Here is a 21606-nt window from a genome sequence, read left to right as displayed (position 1 = left end):
GAGAACAAAATGAGCAGCGCCACCACGGATTTCCACAATTTCCATGAGATGACCTATGACGCCAGTGTTACGGCGGCTTCAGGGCCCTCTTTTGCGTCACTGCCCTATTACTCGACAAATCAGGTCGCAGACTATCTGGTGAACGGCTACTGGGCTGATACTGGGCGATCAGCACGCAAGTTTGCCGTGTCAACAGGTGGAACGCTCAGCTATTCGGTCGATGGCCTCGAAGCGGCGGGTGTCTGGTTTGTCGAAAAAGCGCTGGAAGCTTGGAGCGTTGTGACCGGTATTAACTTTTCCAAAGTAAGCGGGTCCAATGCGGATATCGTGTTCCAAGATGGCGCGGCCGGGGCATATAATTCGTCAAGCACGTCCGGCGGCACCATCAACAGGTCTTGGGTGAATGTGCACCCAAGCTGGTATCAAGGGCAGCAGTATGACCTGCATAGCTATGCCTACCAGACCTATGTCCACGAGATCGGCCACGCGCTGGGTTTGGGGCATGGCGGAGATTATAATGGATCGGCGTCGTTCCCCGGTGGTGCGCACTATGCCAACGACAGTTGGCAGATGTCCGTCATGTCCTATTTCAGCCAATTCGAGAACACCAACATCAACGCTGACTATGCCTATATTTTGACACCCATGATTGCGGATGTTGCTGCGATCCAAAGCATGTATGGCAAACCGACAAACGCAAATGGTGGCAACACCACATGGGGCTACAATTCGAATGCTCAGGGACCGTCGAAAGATTTTACATCACTTGCGGGTGGGTCGACTGGCATTGCAATGACGGTGTTGGACACTGGCGGTGAAGACACGTTTGATTTTTCCCGAACCGCGCAAAGCCAGAACATCGATTTGCGTCAAGGGCGCATTTCGGATGTGTTGGGGTACAAGGGAAATCTGATCGTTGCCAACGGCACCGTGATCGAGCATGCGATGGGCGGTTCAGGCAGTGACAAGATCGTGGGCAATGGACAGGATAACGAGCTGTTCGGCGGCGGCGGCAGAGACACGCTGGTCGGGCGCAGTGGCGCAGACCAACTGTATGGCGGCACCGGATCGGACGATCTGACCGGAGGCAAGGGCAAAGACCGCCTGTACGGGTCAGATGGCGATGACGAGTTGACGGGCGGCAAAGGCAAGGATCGGTTCTATTATGACGACGGCAAGGACCGTATCACCGATTTCAAGGCCAAGCAGAATGACAAGATTTACATTGATCAGGATGATGTGCCGGCCGGAATGACGGTGAGGCAGCTGTTGAAACAGAATGGCACGGTCAAGAACGGTAATGTGCACATTGATTTCGGGAATGGTGACAAGCTGATTATCGAAGACGTGTCCAACAAGATGAACCTTGTAGACGATATTCTGTTCTACTGATCACACTTCGGGCGGATGGATCAGGATCGGGGCGGCAAAGCTGTGCTCTTCCAGATTGGTTCCATCGCCGATCCGATCCACGACCGCATAAAGCCCTTGCGCGTCGATGGGGGCCAGCACCCCGTGCCAAGTCCCTTTATGTAGGTTGATCGCTTGATCAGGGCGCATCACGAAGGCATGCGGCGTGCCGGGGCTGCCGTCTTCATCCGGGCAGACGGTGACCAGAAGGGGTACGCCGTTCATCGGGATGAAGGCTTGTGATCCCAGCGGGTGCCGTTCGACCAGATCCAGCGCATAGGGAAACTGCCGCGCCTTGCCGTCAAACAGGCTGATCCCGGCACGCCCTTCGCCAAAGTCCAGCTGCGCCAGATCGTGATGACGCTGGCACATGCCTGCGTTGATGGTCAGGCTGTCGTGGTCGGTCAGTTCCAAAACATCGCCGAACGGGGCGAACGCTTCGGCGGTCAAGGGCCGCGCGGTGATCTTGGTCATAGCAGCAGGTCCATCAGGCGGAACTCGGCGATGCGTTCGACCTGACGGCAGGCTTCGGCAAACTCGGTGGCGCGGTCATTCCTGATGCGTCGTTTGAAAGCCGCAAGGATTGACGCCTTGTCGTGATCGCGCACCGCGATGATGAAGGGAAAGCCGTGTTTGGCCACATAGTCTGTGTTCAGATGCACAAAGGTTTCGCGTTCTTGATCCGTCAACATGTCCAGCCCGGCGCTGGCTTGCTCGGATGTGCTTTCCGCAGTCAGTCGCCCCGCCGCTGCCAGTTTGCCCGCCAGATCGGGGTGCGCAGTCAGCACGTCCAACCGTTCATCATCGCTGGCGGAACGGAAGGCGCGGCACAGCGCGTTGTGCAGACCCTTCGCGCTGTCATGCGCGGGGCCAAGTTCGAGATCAAATGCCGCTTGGGCCACCCAAGGGGAATGTTCAAATATCCCGCCATACAAAGTCACAAAGCGATGCCGTTTCATCTGACTGGGACGCTCGATCCGTCGGTGTGGATGGTGAGCCGCCCAATGCTCGGCAATCTCGATCCGGCGAGGACACCAGACGCCATCGTGGCGTTGGATATGGTCGATGAAACGGCGCAGCCCCGCGATCTTGCCGGGGCGTCCGATCAGGCGGCAGTGCAGCCCGACCGACATCATTGCGGGGCGGTCGCCTGCCTGCCCTTCCGCATAGAGCGTGTCAAAGGCGTCGATCAGATAATCTCCGAAGTCGTTACCTGTCACCCAGCCCGGCGCGGTGGCAAAGCGCATGTCATTGGCTTCCAGCGTGTAAGGGATGATCAGCTGGTCCCGATCCCCGATCTCGGCCCAATAGGGCAGATCATCGTCATAGGTGTCCGAGACATAGTCGAACCCGCCATGCTCGGCGACCAACCGCACGGTGTTTTCCGAGCAGCGCCCTGTGTACCAGCCGCGCGGAGGCGTTCCGACGACCTCGGTATGTAGGCGGACAGCTTCGTCGATCGCGGCGCGTTCGTCGGCTTCGGGCATGTCCTTGTGTTCGACCCATTTCAGCCCGTGGCTCGCGATCTCCCACCCGGCATCCGTCATCGCCGCTACCTGTTCGGGGCTGCGCGCAAGGGCAGACGCCACGCCATAGATCGTCACCGGAATATCCGCACCCGTGAACAGACGATGCAACCGCCAGAACCCCGCCCGCGCGCCGTATTCATAGATGCTTTCCATGTTCCAATGCCGCTGGCCCTGCCATTGGGCGGCGCCGGGGATATCGGACAGGAACGCCTCGGACGCGGCATCGCCGTGCAGCACGCAATTCTCGCCGCCTTCTTCATAGTTCAGGACAAACTGTACCGCGATCTTGGCATCATTCGGCCAGTTCGGGTTGGGCGGTGTCGGGCCGTGGCCGCGCATGTCGCGTACGTATCTGTCTGGCATGGGTTCTCTCGTGCTTGGTTCCTGTCCACCCTTCCAAGGAAAGGTCGAGACGTCAAATAGGATTGCGCGTTGGTGCGGATCCCCCAATAGTGGGGCCGAGGAGAGGACTTATCATGACCGGATATCTGACCACCCATGTTCTGGACACAGCACGCGGCTGTCCCGCGCAAGGCCTGCGCATTGACCTTTACCGGATCGAGGGCGAGGCGCGTGCGTTGGTGAAAACCCTTGTGACCAATGACGACGGGCGAACAGACGAACAAATCCTGCCCGCTGATGTGTTCGAGGTCGGAACCTATGAGCTGGTCTTCCATGCGGGCGACTATCTGCGGGCCTCTGGTCAAGATGGCACAAGCCCGCTTTTCCTTGATGTGGTCCCAATCCGCTTTGGCATGTCCGAACAGGCGCATTATCACGTACCACTTCTGTTGTCGCCTTATGGATACTCTACGTATCGCGGAAGTTAATTCTGTTTCATAACAATACCTTGCGCTTTTTGCGACTTTTGCAGTGGCGTCTGCGACCCGTCGCCCCGCGCGCTTTCGCTTGACTCGTCCCCGCCAGTTCTGACATGCAGAACCAGCGATCGGTTTCGCGTGTGCAGAAGCACCGCGAAAGTAATAGGGAACCCGGTGAGGTGTAGCCAACAGGCGCCAAAACCGAGACTGCCCCCGCAACTGTGAGCGGCGAGCGAAGCTGAACATGCCACTGGGTCCGCCCGGGAAGGCCAGCCAAGCAAAGACCCGCAAGTCAGGAGACCTGCCGGACGCTGGGCATTTGCCCATTTCCACCGGACGCCGGGGTGAGCGTCTGGCCCGGCGGTCCAAAGACCCTCCCGTGCCAAAACCCCGTTCGTTCATTCTTGATTGCAGGTAACCCCTGTGACGTCGAATGAGGACGACATGAAAAAGACTATTCTGGCCACTGCACTGGCCACTTTTGTACCCGTTGCCGCGCAGGCGCATTTCCTGCTGCAACACACCGACGAAGTGCTGATCGACAAGCCCGGCGACGTGCCGATGGGCCTGATCTTCTGGCACCCGATGGAGAACGGGCACGCCATGGATATGGAAGCTCCGCAAGAGTTCTTCATGATCCACAACGGCGCAAAGACCGACCTGATGGATCGCGTGGCGCCTGCTACGTTTATAGGCAAGCACAATGAGGCCGCCGCTTTCACGGCTTCCGTGCCGGTCAAACGGTCGGGCGACTATGTGGTCGTGACCGTGCCCACGCCGTATTATGAGCAAAGCGAAGACATCTACATCCAGCAGATCACCAAGTCGGTTCTGAACCGCAACACGCTGCCCACCGATTGGGATCAGCCTGCTGGCTTGCCGACTGAGATCCTGCCGTTGAACAAGCCTTATAACGTCGTGGTCGGATCGACCTTCTCGGGTGTGGTTCTGTCCGAAGGCAAGCCGGTTCCGGGCGTTGAGATCGAGATCGAATACATGGCCGCCGAGCCGGATCTAGAGGCATTCGCAGCCACTGACAGCACCGTAGGCGCCATGCCGGGCGGGACCATTGTGGCCCTGACCGACGCAAACGGCGTCTTCACCTTCGGCATTCCAAAAGCAGGCAACTGGGGCTTCGCGGCCTTGGGGTCGGGTCCGGTCACCGAACATGACGGCAAAGAGCTGAGCCAAGACGCGGTTTTGTGGATCAACGCGACAGAGCTGAAGTAAGGAGCCCGCGATGCACATTGTAGATGGAGCCCTGTCAAATCCCGTGCTGATCGGCGGCGCGGCCTTGGCTGTGGGCGGTATCGCGATGGGTCTGAAAAAGCTGCCGCTAGAGCGTATTCCGGCTGCAGGCGTGCTGTCTGCAAGCTTCTTCGTGGCCTCGCTGATCCATGTGCCCATCGGCCCAAGCTCGGTCCATCTTATCCTGAACGGGTTGGCTGGCTTGGTGCTGGGATGGGCTGCGTTTCCGGCGCTGTTCGTTGGGCTGCTCTTGCAGGCCGTGTTCTTCGGATTTGGCGGGCTGACCGTTCTGGGCGTGAACGCGATCAATATCGCGGGACCGGCTGTATTGGCCGGGTTGATCTTTGGCCGCCTCGTCGCCCGCGGCAGCCCCATGCAGGGCGCCGTTTGGGGCGGGATCGGTGGCGGTTTCGCCATCGCCGTGACAACGCTGGCCGTGGCCTTTTCGCTGGCCTTGTCTGGGGACGAATTCATCCCCGCCGCCAAGCTGGTCTTCGTGGCGCATATTCCTGTCATCTTCATCGAAGCGCTTCTGTCCGGCGCGGCCATCTTCCTGGCCCGCCGCGTTAAGCCCGAGCTTTTCGCAGGCTCGAAAGGAGGCTGGGCATGATCCGATCCCTTATCCTGATCCTCGCCTTGGCGGCACCTGTACCTGCGTTGGCCCACAACATCATCTCGTCCGTTTTTCCGTCTGGATCGGACATCGAAGGCGAGATCGGTTTTTCCAGCGGCGACATGGCCACCGATCTGCTGGTCGAAGTCTTTGACGAGGCTGGCAACAAGCTGGGCGAAACAAAGACCGACGCGGACGGGTTCTTCGTCTACACACCCATGCAGCCCGTGACCCATATCTTCCGCGGCGATCTGGGCGCCGGCCACGTGGCCGAGGTCATCATGACTGCCGCAGACGTGGCCGCGCTGATGGGGCAGGACGCTGCGGTCTCGACCTCCGCCGCCTCTGCTACGGCACCTGCGTCGACGGCTGGTCTGTCTGGTCTGTCCGATCAGGCCCGCGCAGAACTTGCCACCATGATCCGGACCGAGCTGCGCCCCCTGCGACAGGAAATCAGTGCCTATAAAAACAAGAACAATCTGCAGACCATTCTGGGCGGGTTGGGCTATATCGCCGGCCTCTTCGGTCTTGGCTTCTACATCGCGGCCCGCCGCAAGATGGAGGGCGGCAAATGACCTATGTCCTGACAGGGGAAGACAAGCCGCTTACTGGCTTCGGCGCGCTTCGGGCCGCGGTGTCCTCGCTTGATCCGCGTATGCGGATCGTGATGACCGTGATCTACGCCGTGACCGTGGTTGCGCTGGATGATCTGCGGGTTCTGTCGGGCGCTTTGATCCTGTCGATGTGGCTCTTGGCTATTTCAGGTCTGCCGTTTCAGAAGACATTGAAACGCATGGCGATGATGGATGGGTTCATCATTTTCACCCTGATCCTTCTGCCCTTCACCATGCCCGGCACGCCGATGTTTTCGGTGTTCGGGTTTGACGCTACATGGGAAGGCCTCTGGCGCGCGACCGAGATTGCGCTGACCGCCAACGCGGTCATTCTGGCGGTGATGACGCTGGTCGGCTCGATGGAGCCGGTCACCATGGGCCACGCCCTGTTCGCCCTGAAGACGCCCGAGCGGCTGGTCCATCTGATGATGTTCACGATCCGCTATATCGACGTCTTGCGCGAAGAATACATGCGTCTGCGCACCTCGATGAAGCTGCGCGGGTTTCGCCCCGGCACGAATTGGCACACCTATCGCAGCTATGGCTATTTGGTGGGCATGATGCTGGTGCGCGCGATTGAACGGTCCGAACGTATTCTGGCGGCAATGAAATGCCGGGGCTTTTCGGGCCGGATCGTTCTGCTGGAAGAGTTCCGCCTGACCCGGACGGATGTAATGTTTGCAGGCGCCATGGTGCTTGCGCTGGCTGCCCTGATCTGGGTCGAGGTCGCCTATGCCGTTGCTTGAACTGACTGACATCCATTTCGCCTATCCGGGGCTTGAACCTGTGCTGGAAGGGGCATCCATGCGGATGGAGCCGGGCGAGCGGCTGTCGATTGTCGGGCCGAATGGCGCGGGCAAGTCGACGCTTCTGAAGCTTATAATGGGGCTCATGCCGCCAACCGCCGGAACCATCAAAGCCTTTGGAAAACCCCGCGCCGAAGAGGCCGATTTCCACGAAGTCCGCCGCCGCGTCGGGTTTGTTTTTCAAGATGCCGACGATCAGCTGTTCTGCCCCACCGTGGCCGAGGACGTGGCCTTTGGCCCCCTGAACCTTGGCAAATCCAAAGACGAGGCACTGGCGATTGTCGATCAGGTTCTGACCCGTCTTGGCTTGATGCATCTGCGCGACCGGATCACGCACAAGCTGTCTGGTGGTGAAAAGCGTCTGGTGACGCTGGCGACCGTTCTAGCGATGGAACCCGAAGTGCTGATCTTGGACGAGCCCACCAACGCGCTGGACCCGGACAACTACGCCCGCTTGACCGAGATTCTGAAAGGGCTGGATCAAGCGATCCTGCTTGTCAGCCACGCCCCCGATTTCCGGGCCGAGATCGCACCCGATGGCTATCGTCTGGAAAATGGGAAACTGGTGCGGATCTAACCCAGACGCACGACCTCGCCCCCAGCCGCATCCGCATCTTCCTGATCATGGGTGACCATCAGAACGGGCAGAGCGCGGGCGTTGGCGTGGTCAAACACCAGCGCGCGCACTTGTTCACGCAGGGCGGCATCAAGGCCGGAAAAGGGCTCGTCCAGCAACAGCGCCTTTGGCTCGGACAGAAGCATCCGCATCAGCGCCACCCGTGCGCGTTGCCCGCCGGACAGGGTTTCGGGGTCGCGATCGGCAAAGCCCTCCAGCCCCACCTCGGCCAGAGCCGTATCAATCTGCGTGCGGCGTTCCGCGCGGGTGCCACCTTGGGCTAGCCCGAAGGCCAGATTGGCCCCAACGCTGAGATGCGGGAACAAAAGCGCGTCTTGGAACAGGATCCCGACACAGCGATCCTCGGGCGGCAAGGGAAGCAAATCACGGCCCTCTAGGCGGACATGGCCTTGCAGGTCAAACGCAGGGGGCAATGTGCCGATGATCGCGGACAGCAGAGTGGATTTCCCCACGCCGCTTGGCCCCATGATGGTCAGCACCGAGCCCGGCGCTACATGGGTGTCGATCTCGATCAGCGGTGCGCCGTCTTTCAGGATGCGGACCTGATCCAGATGCAATCCGTTAGCCATTCAAAAGCCCCTTTCGGTTGCGCCATACCAAAGCCGGCAGCGCCAAGGCCAGCGCGAAAGGAAGCATCGCGGCGGCAGTTTGCATCAGGCCGAAGACGCCAATGGCGCGGCGATCCCCTCCGGACGCCAGCGCGACGGCCTCGGTCGTCAGGGTCTCGACCCGGCCACCGCCTGCCAGAAGCGTGGGCAAGTATTGCCCGACAGACACGGCAACGCCCACAGCAGTGGCGGTCAGAAGCGGGGCCAGCAGCATCGGCAGACGCACGCGCCACAGGATTTGGTTCGGCGTGGCCCCCAGCGCTTTGGCGACAGTGGCTTGACGGGTGTCCCATGCCCTCCATGGTCCTTCCAGAGACAGGCGCAGATAGGGCAAGACGAAGACCAGATGCGCCAAAATGACCGGCACGCGTCCCATTCCAAGCCCAAGGTTCAGCAGCAGCGTTTGCAACCCCGGTAGGAAGGCGGTTTGCGGCAGGATCAGCGGCAAATAGATCAGCCACATCCCGCGTTGGGTCATACGTAGGCCGTATCGCTCTTCGGTCTCCAGACAGCCAATGGTCAGGATCATCCCGATGGTGACCGAGACCCCGGCGATCAATGCTGTCTCGCCCAGAGCATCCAGACTTCCCATGCGGTGACGCATCCAGCTGCGCAGGGTGAACTGATCGGGTAGCAGGTCAGGGAAGCTCCAGAACCCAGCGAAGGACCAGATGATCAGGCCAAGGAACCCAAGCAGCAGTGACAGCGAGACAGTGGTGCCAAGGGCGAAGCCTACGACGCGCAGGGGGGTGTCGCTGTGCCCGCGGCGTCCGGCCTCGACCTGTCTGCGGGCAATGCGGGCAATCAGGTGCTCGCCCAGAAACCAAAAGCCTACGCCCGCGACGACCAGCACCAGTTGCCACAGTGCGGCAGCGGCGGCGAGCAGGCGGAAGCCGATGTCGGGGTCGGACATCCAGCGCACGATTTGCACGGACAGGGTGGGCGGAGTGGACGGCCCAAGGATCACCGCCACATCCACCACCGACATGGCCCATGTCAGGACCACAAGGACGGGCAGGCGAATGCGTGCATAAAGCGCGGGGAAGATGGCGATCATCCATGCCTTGATGCGGCCGTATCCCATGCTCTGGCTCAGCGCCATACGGCGGCGGCCGTCGATCTGGCCAAGTGCGGCGATGGACATAAGCAGCAGGAACGGCACCTCTTTCACCACCATGCCCGCGATCAGCGACAGCCCCCACGGGTCGTTCAGGATCAGCAGGTCTGGCGGGCGCTCCCACCCGGTCAGCCACGGGGAAAACAGCCGCGCGATCCAGCCCGAAGGGGCGATCAAAAAGGCCAGCCCGAAGGCGGCGGCAGCATGGGGGACCGAAAGGAAGGGAGACAGTAGACGTTCGAGTGCCCGAAACCCGCGTGTGCCGGTCCAGCCTGCAAGGATCAGCGCCGTGATGGACAGTGAAAGCAGTGCCGAGACAACGCCCGTGACCAGCGACAGCCGGGACGCATCCGACAATCCGGGCCAGTCAAGAAGCGCGCGAAATGGATCAAGCGAGGGGCCATGATGCCCCCCAGCCGGGAAATGCCCAAAGGCAGGCAGAAGCGTCCCCCACAGTCCAGCCACCAGCGGTCCCAGCAGAAACAGGACCGTCAGTAATGGAAACAGGGGAAGGCGGGGGAAGCGGATCATACTGGGATACTGCCCCGCGCGCAGGACGCGGGGCAATGAGATGTTTTACTGAACGCCGTAGCGTGTTTGCCAGTCTTCCGCGATGCGGGTCATCCAGCTGGGATGCGGTTCGTCCTGCACGCGGCCAAGCTGGGCTGGGGGCAGGGTCGCGATGCCCAGATCCAGCGCGTCAAAGCGGGCGCGGTCTTCGTCAGACAGGGCGGCCATGTTCAGAACCGTGCCATAGCCCAGCACGTTCGGGTCTTGGGCGTTGGCCTGCGCCTCGGGCGACATCAGGAAGTCCGCCAGCACCATCGCGCCCGCTTTCGACCCCGAGTTATAGGGGATCGCCACGAAGGACGCGTTGCCGATGGTGCCTTTATCCAAGACGAAGGTGCGTACGGTGTCCGGCAGCTCGTAGTTTGCAATCGCGGTTGAGGCCGCGCTGGGGCTGAACGAGACAGCCATGTCCAGCTCGCCGTCATTGATCAGCTGGATCTGACGGGTGCCGTTGGGCGGATAGGTGCGGCCCTCGCGCCACAGGGCGGGGGTCAGTTCTTCCAGATAGGCCCACAGCGGCGCGGTCACGTCGGCGTAGTTTTCGTCAGACACAGGCGCGGCCAGAACGGAGGGATCGTCCAGCAGCTCGACAAGCATTTGCTTCAGGAAAGTCGTACCCAGGAAGTCAGGCGGTTGGGGATAGGTAAAACGGCCGGGATGGGCTTTGGCCCACTCAAGGATCGCGGCGGCGGAAGGCAGAGGTTTGGCAATGTCCGCCGTGTCATACATGAACACCACCTGCGCCATCGCCCAAGGGGCCTCGTACCCTTCGACGGGAACCGTAAAGTCAGTACGTACGGTCTTGCCCTCGGCATCTACAAACTTCCAGTTGGGCAGATCCTCGGCGAACGGGCCAAACAGCAGACCGTTGTCTTTCATCGAGGCAAAGTTGGCCCCGTTAATCCAGATCATGTCGATCGCACCGTCATCATCCTGACCAGCCTGCTTTTCCGACAACACGCGGGTCACCGCGTCGGCAGTGTCAGTCAGCTTCACATGCTCCAGCGTCACGCCATAGCGCGCTTCGATCTGGTCGCCTGCCCATTCGATGAAGGCGTTCGTGGTGGGTGAACCACCCCATGCGTTCCAATAGACGGTCTGGCCTTTCGCCTCGCCCAACACGGCATCCCAATTCGCGGGGTCAGGATCGGCAAAACTGGTCGTAGGCAGAAGGGTCGACGCCAAAAGGCTGGCGGCAAGAGCAAGGTGTTTCATTTGGACTCCTGTTGATCGGAAAGAGAGGGGCCAAAGGCCTGATACGCACCCCAGACACGCAGAATGGCGGTGGCGAAACAGGCGATGGCGAACAGCCATGCCAGAGGCATGAAGAAACGGGGGGCAAGGCAGAGAAGCACGAAGAACAGGATCGTCTCGGTGCCCTCAAGGATGCCGTTGGAATAGTAGAGCGACTTGATGCCCTGCGCGTGGGTATCGAGCCCCTTTTTTGCGGCAAGGATCGCATAGCCAAGGAAGCTTGCGCCGTTCACATAAAAGCTCAGCAGCAGGACGGCCCCGGCAATGCCATTCGTGGCAGGGTCATGCAGAATGAACGCCAAGGGAATGGCGCCGTAGAAGGCAAAGTCGGCGGTGATGTCCAGATAGCCGCCGAAATCGGTCCGGGTGCTGGCGCGGGCGATCGCTCCGTCCAGCCCGTCGGCCACGCGTGATGCCAGAACCAGCCACAAAGCCAGCGTGAACTGCCCAAACACGATGCTGACCGCGGCCAGCAGGCCAAGTCCCAGCCCGACCAGCGTCACCGCATTGGCGCCGACGCCCGCGCGCGCCAACAGGCCGCCCACGCGATCCAGCGGTGGATCAATCAATCTACGTGCATATGCGTCCAGCATGACGCGTCCTTTCCCTTCGCCAATCCATTTCGGCGTGTCTTGGTTATCTGGACCAAATCTGCACCTCTCGTCCATGCGGCATACGAAAACGTGAGCATTCGTCATAGGTTCCGCGTGAAAAACCTTGGCGGGTGTGTTGTCTTGCGATTGTATGGGACGTCAATCGGAGGCCTTGATGAAGAAACCGACCTATTACACGCCCAAGGGTGGTTTGCCGCCGCAGACCCAGCTTTTAACGGATCGCGCGGTGTTTACGGATGCATATGCCGTGATCCCTAAGGGTACGTTGTCGGACATCACGACCTCGGCCCTGCCGCATTGGTCGGATGCGCGCTTTTGGGTCTTGGCGCGTCCGCTGTCGGGCTTTGCTGAAACATTCTCGCACTATATCGCCGAGGTCGCGCCGGGTGGTGGAAGCGATCGGCCCGAGGACAACCCCGAGGCCGAGGCCGTTCTGTTCATCGTCGAGGGCGAGATGACCTTGACCATCGACGGGACTTCACACGACATGCAGACGGGCGGCTATGCTTTTCTTCCGGCGGGCTGCGCGTGGGCGTTGAACAATCGCTCGGATGCGCCGGTCAGCTTCCACTGGATTCGCAAACGCTTTCAACCTGTCGATGGCATCGCCGCCCCCACCCCCTTCGTCACGAACGAGACTGAGCACGACCCGATGCCGATGCCCGACACCGACGGCGCATGGGCCACAACGCGCTTTGTGGAGCCTGCCGACCTGCGGCACGACATGCATGTGAACATCGTGACCTTCCAGCCGGGCGGGGTCATTCCCTTCGCCGAAACCCACGTGATGGAGCACGGGCTGTATGTGCTCGAGGGCAAGGCCGTCTATCGCCTGAACCAAGACTGGGTCGAGGTCGAGGCGGGTGACTATATGTGGCTGCGCGCCTTCTGTCCGCAGGCTTGCTATGCGGGTGGGCCGGGGCCGTTTCGCTATCTGCTCTATAAAGACGTGAACCGCCACATGCCCCTGAACGGGTTTTGATCATAAGGCTTGAACCTTCCGTGCATTTCCCCTTCTGTGGCACCGACACAGGCGCGAGGGATCAACGATGTCACACAAGATTCGCATCGGATTGAACGGGTTTGGCCGCATTGGCCGATCCATTCTGCGCATTTTGGCGCAGGATTCCGACCCGTTCGAGGTGGCTTTCATCAACGATATCGAAAGCTTGGACACCTGCGCCTATCTGTTCAAATACGACAGCGTATTCGGCCCCTTCCCGGGCGAGGTTTCAGCGGCGGAACAGGCGCTTGTGATCAACGGACAGAGCATTCCCTTCTATGACAAGCCTGACATCAGCACGATGGATTTGTCCGATGTGGACGTGGTTCTGGAATGCACCGGCATGGCGGGCAAACGCGCCGTGGCCGAGCGTGGTCTGGCGGCAGGCGCGCGCAATGTCCTGATCTCGGGCCCGTCGTCCGAAGCGGATGTGACCGTGGTGCTGGGCGCGAACGAGGATCAGTTGGCAGGGCACCGGATTGTGTCCAATGCCTCTTGCACCACCAATGCGCTGGCCCCGCTTTTGAAGCTGTTGGATGACCAACTTGGCGTGATTGGCGGCCACATGACCACCGTGCACTGCTATACCGGCAGCCAGCCCACCGTGGACAAACCCCGTGCTAATGCTGCGCGGTCGCGTGCAGCGGCGCTGTCGATGGTGCCGACCACCACCAGTGCGCACAAGCTGGTGGGCGACGTGCTGCCCCAGCTAGCTGGCAAGGTCGAAGCCCGCGCCATCCGAGTGCCCACCGCCTCTGTATCCTGTATCGACCTGACCGTGCGCCTACGCGACGAAGTCACCGAGGCCGAGGCCCGCGCGATCCTGCAAAAAGGCGCGACGGGCAAGGTGTTGGGCTGGACCGAGGAACCTCTGGTGTCGTCCGACCTGCGGATGCGGCCGGAAAGCATCGTGATCTCGGGGCCCGAAACCTCGGTTTGCGAGGGTGGATTGCTGCGGGTTTTCGGCTGGTATGACAACGAGTGGGGCTTCTCGCACCGGATGCTGGATGTCGCCCGCTTGATGGCGCGTGGCTAGGCGTATTCCAAGATTGCTTACCTAAAGTAACGTTTCAGTCCGGATTCCCGTAAGGGTGCGCCCCTTGGCGGGTCGCTGGCGCGTTGCTACACTTAAGTCATGCGAACCCGGCGCCGATGGCGCGTTGATGACTGACTGAACATGACCGAACCTGCGCATCCCATGTCAGGCCAGAAAGAGGGTCTGACAGGTAGAACCCGCGATGAAGCGATCGAACGTCTTTACGACGTGGCGCTTGATCCGTCGCGGTATGAAACGCTTTTGGACTTGTGGGAAACGGCGCTGAAACCGATGCGTGAAGGGGTCGACCTGTCCGCGCCCCGGCTTCTGGATGACAACACCATTTCCAGTCATTTCGAGCGCGCCAGCGCCTTTTTGGACCGTCTGGAGCAATCCAGTACGCAAGCGCAGCTGAATGCGGCAATCGCCCCTTTTGACAAAGTTGCGGCCTTTCTTCTGGATCCACAGGGCAAGGTTGCGGCGGTAAATTCGGCAGCAACGCAGGTCTTGGGCCTGTCGCTTGGCGACGACATCGCTGCGATGCGGGTGAACCCGGAAGATATCGAAAGCATCCGCGTTGCGGCCCGGACCTTGGTGACCGATACGCGCGACAAAACCGCCGTCTTGCGCCTGCGCTCGCGCGAGAAGGGGCATTTCGTCGTGGTTCGCCTGCAAGAGGTGCAGGTCGGCGACCGGGGCGCGTTTGTACTTGCCGCCTCGTCCGAGGTCAGCTGCCCGGATGGGTTCGAGGACATCCTGAAACGCGCCTTTGACCTGACCGGGGCCGAGGCCAAGGTCGTGCAAAGCCTTGTCGAATGCTGTTCCGTCAAAGAGATCGCTGAACAGCGGGGCCGGTCGATCGACACAGTGCGCGCGCAGATCAAGTCGATCCTGTCCAAGACCGAAACGAAAAGCCAGATCGAGCTGGTGCGCCTTGCGCTGTCGGTCATGGACATGTCGAACCTGACCATCAAAGCAGATCCCGGTCCGCGTATCGTCAGCCGGGGTTATGCCACGCTCAAAGAGCGCCCCTTCCAGACGCTGATCACGCCCGACGCGCGGCGATTGGATTATCTGGTGCTGGGGGATCCGGCTGGCAAGCCCATTTTATTCCTGCCTTTGGATTATGGTCTGGTGCGCTGGCCTGCTTCGGCCGAGGCCGAAGCGCAGGCGCGTGGGTTGCGCATCATTGTTCCCGTGCGCGCGGGTTACGGCCAGTCTGACATGGTGGCGAAGTCGGTTGACTATGATAACTGCGCCGCACGCGACACCGTGCAGATCCTGCAAGCCGAACGGGTGGACCGTTGTCCGGTGATTTCGCTGGGATCCGACAGCTACTATGCCTTTGCGCTGGCGGCTCGGGATGACGTCGATCTGACCGCCATCATCGCCTGCGCCGGAACGCTTCCGATGACCAAGCGGGTCCAGTACGAGCGGATGGAGAAATGGCACCGCTTCATTCTGGCAGGTGCCAAATACACGCCGCATCTGTTGCCTTTCATGGTCAAAGCCGGGTTCTATCTGGCACGTAAGATCGGCAAGCGCGGCTTTGTGCATGCGGTTTACGGCAATAATCCCGCCGATATCGAAACCTTTGAAAACCCAGAGGTTTTCGAGGCGATGGTCACGGGATCAGAAACCGCGCTGACCGACACCCATTCCGCACACGAGGCGTTCTCGCGCATGGTGATGGGGGAGCAGCAGGGCGACTGGTCTGATTTGGTCAACAGGCAGAAAGACCGCCTTCCAGTGATCTATATGAACGGAGCACAGGACCCGCAGGTGCCGCTTGCGACACTGGACGAGTTCCGCGCCGATCATGATTGGATCGACTATCGCCTCTATGATGATGCAGGGCAGCTTGTGTTTTTCCGTCATTGGCGCGACGTGCTGGATGAGGTGGAAAAACACCTTCCTTAGATGCGTTTTACCCCAACTTGGGTATGACGCCGTCCCAGCGGCCTCTTAGTCTTAATCGTATTGATGCAAAGAGGTTTCTAGTTGCCAAGTGTTCTCGAAATTTTTGCGAGATGCTCATGACTTCTTCTGGTCAGAAGGGGTTATGGATCGGCCATCTGAGTGGGTGGGTTCGCACCGGTTCACCATGGGTATACATGCGGCAACGGTGCTGGGAATTCGCTGTCTAAGTCATTGGCAGCGGTCCTTGTGCTGGCCAGTCTGAATGATGCTCTTGATCTAAGGTCTTCGTGACTTGGGTCGGGGCATCGTCTGCAGAATGGTTGGGGTGGTTCGTCGTGGGGAGGCAGCTCGCTACACAGTGCCATGTCGCCGGAATTTGACGGTGGCTTGGCGCGCTTTCCTGCGACGGAAGCATCTTAAGCGCGGTGCAAAGTCAGATTGTGCTTTGTGATGGTCCCGACCAGGGGATGGTTCTTGGGCGTCACTAAACGCACAATTCATGGATGATGTGGAGCGTCCATGTGAAATCTCGGGATCGTCGTGTCTTGCGGCGATCCCGAGGTTATTTCTAGAACTTACATCAGCGAATGCGCAGGCAGGCTGAGCAGGTCAAGTTCCGCAATAGGTCGTGTAGGGTCCAAATCCGTCCGGTGCGGGCAGGGCATAGGCTTCGGCGCCTTGCTGTTCCGCGAAGGGGGCGCTGAGGATTTCCAGCATCCGATCAAACACTTCCATGTCACCGTCAGATGCAGCTGCCAAAGCCTCTTCCACCTTGTGGTTGCGCGGAATGTAGATGGGGTTCACCGCATCCATCTCCGCCGCACGTGTATCGCTCTCACCGTCGTTTTCTAGCCGGTGCTGATAGCGCGCGACCCAGTCTCTGGTACCTTCGGCGGCCAACACCCCATCCAAAGCAGCCCCGTCTCCGTCCGCTATGCGCGACAGCGCGCGGAAGGTGCGGGTATAGTCGCTGCCCGCCTCTTGCATTAGGCTGTGCAGGTCATTGGCCAGATCCAGATCCTCGTCCCGCTCGGTGAGCAGCCCAAGTTTACGACGCATACCCGCTAGCCAATGCTGCTGATACTGCGCAGGGAACTCCTCAAGCACCTGCATCAGCTGTGCAATGGCCGCGTCTTGGTCATCCGGGTTGATCAGTAAGACCAGCGTTTCGGCGAGCCGGGCAAGGTTCCACTGCGCTAGATTGGGTTGGTTCCCAAACGCATAGCGCCCTTGCCGGTCGATGGAAGAAAACACCGCGTCTGGGCTGTAGGCGTCCAGGAAAGCGCAGGGACCGTAGTCAATCGTCTCGCCCGAGATGGTCATGTTGTCGGTGTTCATCACGCCATGGACAAAGCCCACATGAACCCAGCTGGCAATCAGTGCGGCCTGACGGGCCTGCACCTGGCGGAACAGCTCAAGATAGCGGTTTTCGGCGTCTTCCACGTCAGGATAGTGGCGCGCAATGGCATAGTCGGCCAGTTGCTTCACGCGCCCATGGTCGCCCCGCGCCGCAAAGAATTGGAACGTGCCGACCCGCAGGTGCGAGGCCGCAACCCGCGCCAGCACCGCACCCTGTTCAGGTCCATTATTGCGCAGCACGGTTTCCCCGGTGGTCGAGGCCGCAAGCGCGCGGGTGGTCGGGATACCAAGGGCGTGCATCGCCTCGCCCAACAGGTATTCACGCAAGACGGGGCCAAGCACGGCCTTGCCGTCGCCGCCACGTGAAAAGGGCGTCTTGCCAGATCCCTTTAGGTGCAGATCGCGGCGGTTTCCGTTTCGGTCAATCAGCTCGCCAATCAACAGCGCGCGGCCGTCGCCCAGTTGCGGCGAGAAGCCCCCGAACTGATGCCCGGCATAGGCCATAGCGACTGAGCTACCACCGTCAGGAGTACGCATTCCCACCAGCTCTTGTGCGCCATCCGGGGTCATCAGGTGATCTGCATCCAAGCCAAGCTCGTCCGCCAAGGGGCGGTTCAGGCGCAAGACTTTTGGGTCGGGCACTTGCGCGCCCTTCCAATCTACATAGAACCCTTGAAGGTCACGGACAAAACTGTTGTCGAATTCTGGCTGTGTCACGAAACGAGCCTATTCGGCCGCGTCGCGTTTGGGCAGAACCCAATCGGGACGTGCAAAGTGGCAGGTATAGCCGTTGGGCAGGCGCTCTAGGTAATCCTGATGCTCGGGTTCGGCATCCCAGAAATCACCGGCGGCTTTCACCTCGGTCACGACTTTACCCGGCCAAATCCCGCTGGCGTCAACATCTGCGATAGTGTCTAGCGCGGTCGCTTTCTGGTCTTCCGACAGATAGTAGATGCCCGAGCGATAGCTGGTGCCAAGGTCATTGCCCTGACGGTTCACCGTGGTCGGATCGTGGATCTGAAAGAAGAACTCCAACAGCGTACGATAGCTGATCTTGGCCGGATCAAACCAGATCTCGATCCCTTCAGCATGGGTGCCGTGGTTGCGATAGGTCGCGTTGGGAACGTCCCCACCGGTGTATCCCACACGGGTCTTTTCCACGCCGGGCATCTTGCGGATCAAATCCTGCATGCCCCAGAAACAGCCACCGGCCAGAATTGCGCGTTCAGTCATTGGTTTCCCTCCACAAGGTCAAGATAGTCGCCATAGCCTTCGGCTTCCATCTGGTCTTTCGGTACAAAGCGAAGCGAAGCCGAGTTGATGCAATAGCGCAGCCCGCCCATCTCGCGTGGGCCGTCCGGGAACACGTGCCCTAGATGGCTGTCACCATGGGTGGACCGGACCTCGACCCGCTCCATCCCGAAGGTGCTGTCACGGTGTTCGGTCACATGCGCCGTTTCAATGGGTGTCGAAAACGCGGGCCAGCCACAACCCGAATTGAATTTGGCGGACGACGAAAATAGCGGCTCGCCCGAGACGATATCGACGTAGATCCCCGGCTCATAGTGCTTGTCATACTTGCCCGTGAACGCCCGCTCGGTTCCGTTTTCTTGGGTCACCCGGTATTCTTCCGGGGTCAGGCGTTCAATGGCGTCTTGGGATTTCTGATACGACATGCGGTCCTCCTGCGAGTTGAAGCAAGGATATGGGGTGTCGGGTGCAAATTGGAAGCGCCCCGTGGCGCACGTTGACGTGAGCGCCCTGTAACGATTGTGGTTCAGAACCGCGTCGGTGCGAACGGGTCCAGTGTCAGCCCCGGCGTTTCCCCAAAGATCAGAGCCGCGACCAACTCGGCCGTGCCTGCTGATTGCGTCAGGCCCAGATGGCCGTGGCCGAATGCGTAAAGCACCCGCGGATCCTTGGGCGAGGCGCCGATCACCGGCAGGCTGTCGGGCAGCGACGGGCGGTATCCCATCCACTGCGTGCCGCCGTCTGTGTTCAGGCCGGGCATGAACGCTTGCGCTTTCTTCAGCAAGACATCTGCGCGCTTGTAGTTCGGCGGCAGCTTCAAGCCGCCCAGCTCGACCGCGCCACCGATGCGCACGCCGCCGTTGATACCCGAGGCGACAAAGCCGTGCTGGCTGAAGGTCAGATGGGTCCGCAGGTCAAACGCGCCGGGGGGCAGGGTGGTGTTGTAACCGCGCTCGGTTTCCAGCGGGATCTTGTCGCCCAGAAGGCGTGCCAATTGGTGAGACCACGCCCCCGCCGCGATGATCAGTTTCGAGGTTTCAATCGGCCCGTCGTCCGTGTCGATCCGCACCCCGGTTTCCGTGGGCAGGATGTTCTTGACCGTGGTGATCTGGATTTCGCCGCCCGCGTCGCGCAGCGCCTGAGCGACGGTCTCTGTCCACAGTTTCGGGTCCACGGTGTTGAACCAATTGGGGGTGAATGCACCGTGGGTGAACCGCGGGTGCAGGCCCGGCTGATACTCGGCAATCGCCTCTGGGCTGGTCAGGTGGATGGCATCAAAGCCGTGCTGTTTCTTCAGCTCCCACGCGGGTAGGGTAGCGCGATAGGCCTTCTCGCCTTCATAGAGCGCCATCTGTCCTTTGCGCTGGATCAGGTCTTCGCGCTTGATACGCTCGACCTGCCGTTCAAACGCCGTCTTCGCCACGTGCATCAATTCGGCCTGCGCCTTCATCGAGTCTTCGTAGCGGTCGCGCCAACTGGCCCGCCAAAACCGCAGCATCCACGGCGTGATCTGTGCGGCATAGGCCGGCGGGATCGACAACGGCCCAAGCGGGTCCATCAGCCACTTGGGGGCTTTCTTCATGATGCCGGGGGTGGCCAGCGGCTCGATTTCCTGAAACGCAAAGGCACCCGCATTCCCGGCCGAGGTCTCGCCCGCGACGCCCTTGCGGTCCAGAACGCGCACTTTCTGGCCGCGGCGGGCCAGTTCCAACCCGATGCTGACGCCGATGATACCGGCACCGATGATTGTGATTTCGTTAGACATCTTGGACCTTGAGGGAAAAGTGGATCAGGTGCGGATACCATTCCTGAAAGGATCGGTAGCGTCAAAGATCAATCGACCTTCCGCCATGACAAAAGCTTGACCAGTGATGGAGGGGATGACGCCCCCGTTCGGTCCCGGCGTACAGGACAGACGATAGGGGCTACCAATGACGCTTTCCTGCGTGATCTCTTCCCCGAACTTCAGCCGACCATCGGCGATCAGACAGGCCAGCCGCGCCGAGCTTCCGGTTCCGCAGGGTGAGCGGTCATAGGCATCATCGGGGCAGAGCACGAAGTTCCGGCTGTGCATGTCCGGATTGGGCGAGGCGTCTTGGAAGATCACGTGGTCAATCGGCTCGCCCCCTTCGCCGCCGATGCCCTGTGCATTTGCGGTGTCGCGGATGGCGATGGCCGCATCTGTCAGGGCGCGGATGTTGTTTGGGGCGACGGGCAGGGGCGTGGGGTCAAGGATGAAGAACCAATTGCCGCCATAGGCGACGTCCCCGGTCACGTGCCCAAGCCCCGGCACATCAAACGAGACGCCCGCGTGCACACGGCGGCTTTCAATGTTGGTAACGGTGACGGTGTTGGGGTCGGACAGCAGAACTTCGACCACGCCAACGGGGGTCTCGATGCGATGGGTGCCAAGCCCGATCCGCCCAAGGTGAAAAAGCGTGACGGCCAACCCGATCGTGCCGTGCCCGCACATGCCAATCACCGCACCCGCGTCGAAATAGATCACGCCGGTGACACATGTCGGGTCCACCGGTTCGACCAGCAGCGCGCCAACCATGGCTGGCTGGCCGCGTGGCTCTAGCATCACAGACAGATAGAAATCTTCGTATTCCTCCGCCAGCGTCTGGGCGCGCCGGGCCAAGGGGCCAGAGCCCAGATCAGGGCCACCGTTTAGGATGACACGCGTGGGTTCGCCGCCCGTGTGGCTATCGATAATATCCATGACCGTTCATCCCAGAATTTCAGTGGAAACAATCAAGCGGCCGTTTGGCGCCTGATTTCGAAGTTCCGCCAGTCCGGCCGCGCCCACTTTGTGTGCGAAAATCGCATGGGCGACGGCCGGATCTGAGTCGAGGGCATCGAAGTAACCTTCGACGCGCAGACCTGCATTCGAGATGCGCTCAACACCTTCCAGTTTAAGTGCGTCATTGAAACTGTTTTGCCGTGTCCATGGGGTGGACGGCACGGCGCATTCTTCTTGATGGATTGATATGTTGCGCGTGTTGTCACATGCGCCAGCAATCCCTTGGAGCACCACATGATGCGGGGCCAAAGGGGAGAGCTCTCCATTGTATGAAATGTCCTGTTTCATTGACGACTGTTCGATAGAAGGCCGGTTGTCCGCGAGTGGTGAGATGAGCCTAATGTATTTTGGATCCAAAAATCTAGCGAAAACGCGACGACCCGGCGTAAACTA

22 protein-coding genes and 1 riboswitch are annotated in these 21606 nt (G+C 60.4%); of the genes, 10 read left to right on the top strand and 12 right to left on the bottom strand.

Annotation, left to right across the window (positions count from 1 at the left end):
• Positions 1–9: 9 nt before the first annotated feature.
• The gene (locus ALP8811_RS13335; protein WP_108857753.1) at positions 10–1392 is read left to right on the top strand and encodes a M10 family metallopeptidase C-terminal domain-containing protein; all 1383 of its coding nucleotides are present in this window, start codon (positions 10–12) and stop codon (positions 1390–1392) included.
• Here ALP8811_RS13335 and ALP8811_RS13330 read toward each other — a convergent pair whose 3' ends face one another.
• Together ALP8811_RS13330 and puuE are read right to left on the bottom strand one after the other, a co-directional pair.
• Positions 1393–1884 carry an ureidoglycolate lyase gene (locus ALP8811_RS13330; RefSeq protein WP_108857752.1) on the bottom strand — a complete coding sequence of 164 codons (492 nt, stop codon included), beginning with the start codon at positions 1882–1884 and terminating at the stop codon, positions 1393–1395.
• Positions 1881–3302, bottom strand: a complete 1422-nt coding sequence (gene puuE, locus ALP8811_RS13325) for an allantoinase PuuE (protein ID WP_108857751.1) — start codon at positions 3300–3302, stop codon at positions 1881–1883. The genes ALP8811_RS13330 and puuE overlap by 4 nt, the downstream gene beginning before the upstream one ends.
• A gap of 113 nt (positions 3303–3415) precedes the next feature.
• On the opposite strand from puuE, the gene uraH reads away from it, so the two are divergent.
• From uraH to ALP8811_RS13295, 6 genes are all read left to right on the top strand, one after another.
• Entirely contained in the window at positions 3416–3769 is a 354-nt protein-coding gene (gene uraH, locus ALP8811_RS13320) for a hydroxyisourate hydrolase (protein WP_108857750.1), read from the top strand.
• 103 nt (positions 3770–3872) lie between these two features.
• Positions 3873–4083, top strand: a riboswitch (cobalamin riboswitch).
• 121 nt (positions 4084–4204) lie between these two features.
• On the top strand, positions 4205–4990 hold the full coding sequence (locus ALP8811_RS13315; protein ID WP_108857749.1) for a DUF4198 domain-containing protein: 786 nt from the start codon (positions 4205–4207) through the stop codon (positions 4988–4990).
• 10 nt (positions 4991–5000) lie between these two features.
• Complete coding sequence (cbiM, locus tag ALP8811_RS13310; protein ID WP_108857748.1) at positions 5001–5618, top strand: cobalt transporter CbiM; 618 nt, start codon at positions 5001–5003, stop codon at positions 5616–5618.
• Positions 5615–6196 carry a NikL family nickel/cobalt ECF transporter subunit gene (locus ALP8811_RS13305; RefSeq protein ID WP_108857747.1) on the top strand — a complete coding sequence of 194 codons (582 nt, stop codon included), beginning with the start codon at positions 5615–5617 and terminating at the stop codon, positions 6194–6196. Before cbiM ends, ALP8811_RS13305 begins: the two co-directional genes overlap by 4 nt.
• The gene (gene cbiQ / locus ALP8811_RS13300) at positions 6193–6981 is read left to right on the top strand and encodes a cobalt ECF transporter T component CbiQ (protein WP_108857746.1); all 789 of its coding nucleotides are present in this window, start codon (positions 6193–6195) and stop codon (positions 6979–6981) included. The genes ALP8811_RS13305 and cbiQ overlap by 4 nt, the downstream gene beginning before the upstream one ends.
• Positions 6968–7618 (top strand): energy-coupling factor ABC transporter ATP-binding protein, encoded by a 651-nt coding sequence (locus ALP8811_RS13295; protein WP_108857745.1) that lies wholly within the window; start codon positions 6968–6970, stop codon positions 7616–7618. Before cbiQ ends, ALP8811_RS13295 begins: the two co-directional genes overlap by 14 nt.
• On the opposite strand, the gene ALP8811_RS13290 is transcribed toward ALP8811_RS13295, so the two are convergent.
• Genes ALP8811_RS13290 through ALP8811_RS13275 form a run of 4 tightly spaced genes read right to left on the bottom strand, consistent with a single transcriptional unit; the run spans position 7615 to position 11820 of the window.
• Positions 7615–8247 carry an ATP-binding cassette domain-containing protein gene (locus ALP8811_RS13290; RefSeq protein ID WP_108857744.1) on the bottom strand — a complete coding sequence of 211 codons (633 nt, stop codon included), beginning with the start codon at positions 8245–8247 and terminating at the stop codon, positions 7615–7617. The two genes, ALP8811_RS13295 and ALP8811_RS13290, sit on opposite strands and share 4 nt — an antisense overlap.
• Positions 8240–9934 carry an ABC transporter permease gene (locus ALP8811_RS13285; RefSeq protein WP_108857743.1) on the bottom strand — a complete coding sequence of 565 codons (1695 nt, stop codon included), beginning with the start codon at positions 9932–9934 and terminating at the stop codon, positions 8240–8242. The genes ALP8811_RS13290 and ALP8811_RS13285 overlap by 8 nt, the downstream gene beginning before the upstream one ends.
• Positions 9935–9979: 45 nt before the next feature.
• Positions 9980–11188 (bottom strand): ABC transporter substrate-binding protein, encoded by a 1209-nt coding sequence (locus ALP8811_RS13280; protein WP_108857742.1) that lies wholly within the window; start codon positions 11186–11188, stop codon positions 9980–9982.
• Complete coding sequence (locus ALP8811_RS13275) at positions 11185–11820, bottom strand: CDP-alcohol phosphatidyltransferase family protein (protein WP_108857741.1); 636 nt, start codon at positions 11818–11820, stop codon at positions 11185–11187. Before ALP8811_RS13275 ends, ALP8811_RS13280 begins: the two co-directional genes overlap by 4 nt.
• Before the next feature lie 175 nt (positions 11821–11995).
• Between ALP8811_RS13275 and ALP8811_RS13270 the strand changes: the two genes are divergently transcribed.
• The 3 genes from ALP8811_RS13270 to ALP8811_RS13260 all read left to right on the top strand — a co-directional run bounded on the left by ALP8811_RS13270 (position 11996) and on the right by ALP8811_RS13260 (position 15800).
• Positions 11996–12823, top strand: coding sequence for a bifunctional allantoicase/(S)-ureidoglycine aminohydrolase (locus tag ALP8811_RS13270; protein ID WP_108857740.1), 828 nt, complete (start codon positions 11996–11998; stop codon positions 12821–12823).
• Positions 12824–12890: 67 nt separating this feature from the next.
• A complete protein-coding gene (locus ALP8811_RS13265) occupies positions 12891–13880 on the top strand; it encodes a type I glyceraldehyde-3-phosphate dehydrogenase (RefSeq protein WP_108857739.1) in 990 nt (329 codons plus the stop codon).
• Positions 13881–14021: 141 nt separating this feature from the next.
• A complete protein-coding gene (locus ALP8811_RS13260; RefSeq protein ID WP_108857738.1) occupies positions 14022–15800 on the top strand; it encodes a bifunctional helix-turn-helix transcriptional regulator/alpha/beta hydrolase in 1779 nt (592 codons plus the stop codon).
• A gap of 609 nt (positions 15801–16409) precedes the next feature.
• Here the strand turns inward: ALP8811_RS13260 and ALP8811_RS13255 are convergent.
• From ALP8811_RS13255 to ALP8811_RS13230, 6 genes are all read right to left on the bottom strand, one after another.
• Positions 16410–17876 carry a protein adenylyltransferase SelO gene (locus tag ALP8811_RS13255; RefSeq protein ID WP_108857737.1) on the bottom strand — a complete coding sequence of 489 codons (1467 nt, stop codon included), beginning with the start codon at positions 17874–17876 and terminating at the stop codon, positions 16410–16412.
• Between the two features lie 9 nt (positions 17877–17885).
• Positions 17886–18392 carry a peptide-methionine (S)-S-oxide reductase MsrA gene (gene msrA, locus ALP8811_RS13250; protein ID WP_108857736.1) on the bottom strand — a complete coding sequence of 169 codons (507 nt, stop codon included), beginning with the start codon at positions 18390–18392 and terminating at the stop codon, positions 17886–17888.
• Positions 18389–18835 carry a peptide-methionine (R)-S-oxide reductase MsrB gene (msrB, locus tag ALP8811_RS13245; protein WP_108857735.1) on the bottom strand — a complete coding sequence of 149 codons (447 nt, stop codon included), beginning with the start codon at positions 18833–18835 and terminating at the stop codon, positions 18389–18391. Before msrB ends, msrA begins: the two co-directional genes overlap by 4 nt.
• Positions 18836–18936: 101 nt before the next feature.
• Positions 18937–20175: an NAD(P)/FAD-dependent oxidoreductase gene (locus ALP8811_RS13240; protein WP_108857734.1), complete on the bottom strand. Its 1239-nt coding sequence runs from the start codon at positions 20173–20175 to the stop codon at positions 18937–18939.
• Positions 20176–20199: 24 nt separating this feature from the next.
• A complete protein-coding gene (locus tag ALP8811_RS13235; RefSeq protein WP_108857733.1) occupies positions 20200–21132 on the bottom strand; it encodes a 4-hydroxyproline epimerase in 933 nt (310 codons plus the stop codon).
• Between the two features lie 6 nt (positions 21133–21138).
• The gene (locus ALP8811_RS13230) at positions 21139–21501 is read right to left on the bottom strand and encodes a hypothetical protein (protein ID WP_146184029.1); all 363 of its coding nucleotides are present in this window, start codon (positions 21499–21501) and stop codon (positions 21139–21141) included.
• Positions 21502–21606 lie beyond the last annotated feature (105 nt).

This window comes from Aliiroseovarius pelagivivens, from assembly GCF_900302485.1.
Taxonomy (GTDB): Bacteria; Pseudomonadota; Alphaproteobacteria; order Rhodobacterales; family Rhodobacteraceae; genus Aliiroseovarius; species Aliiroseovarius pelagivivens.
The sequence above is the reverse complement of the archived record's forward strand: the minus strand, read 5'-3'. Positions and strand labels throughout refer to the sequence as shown.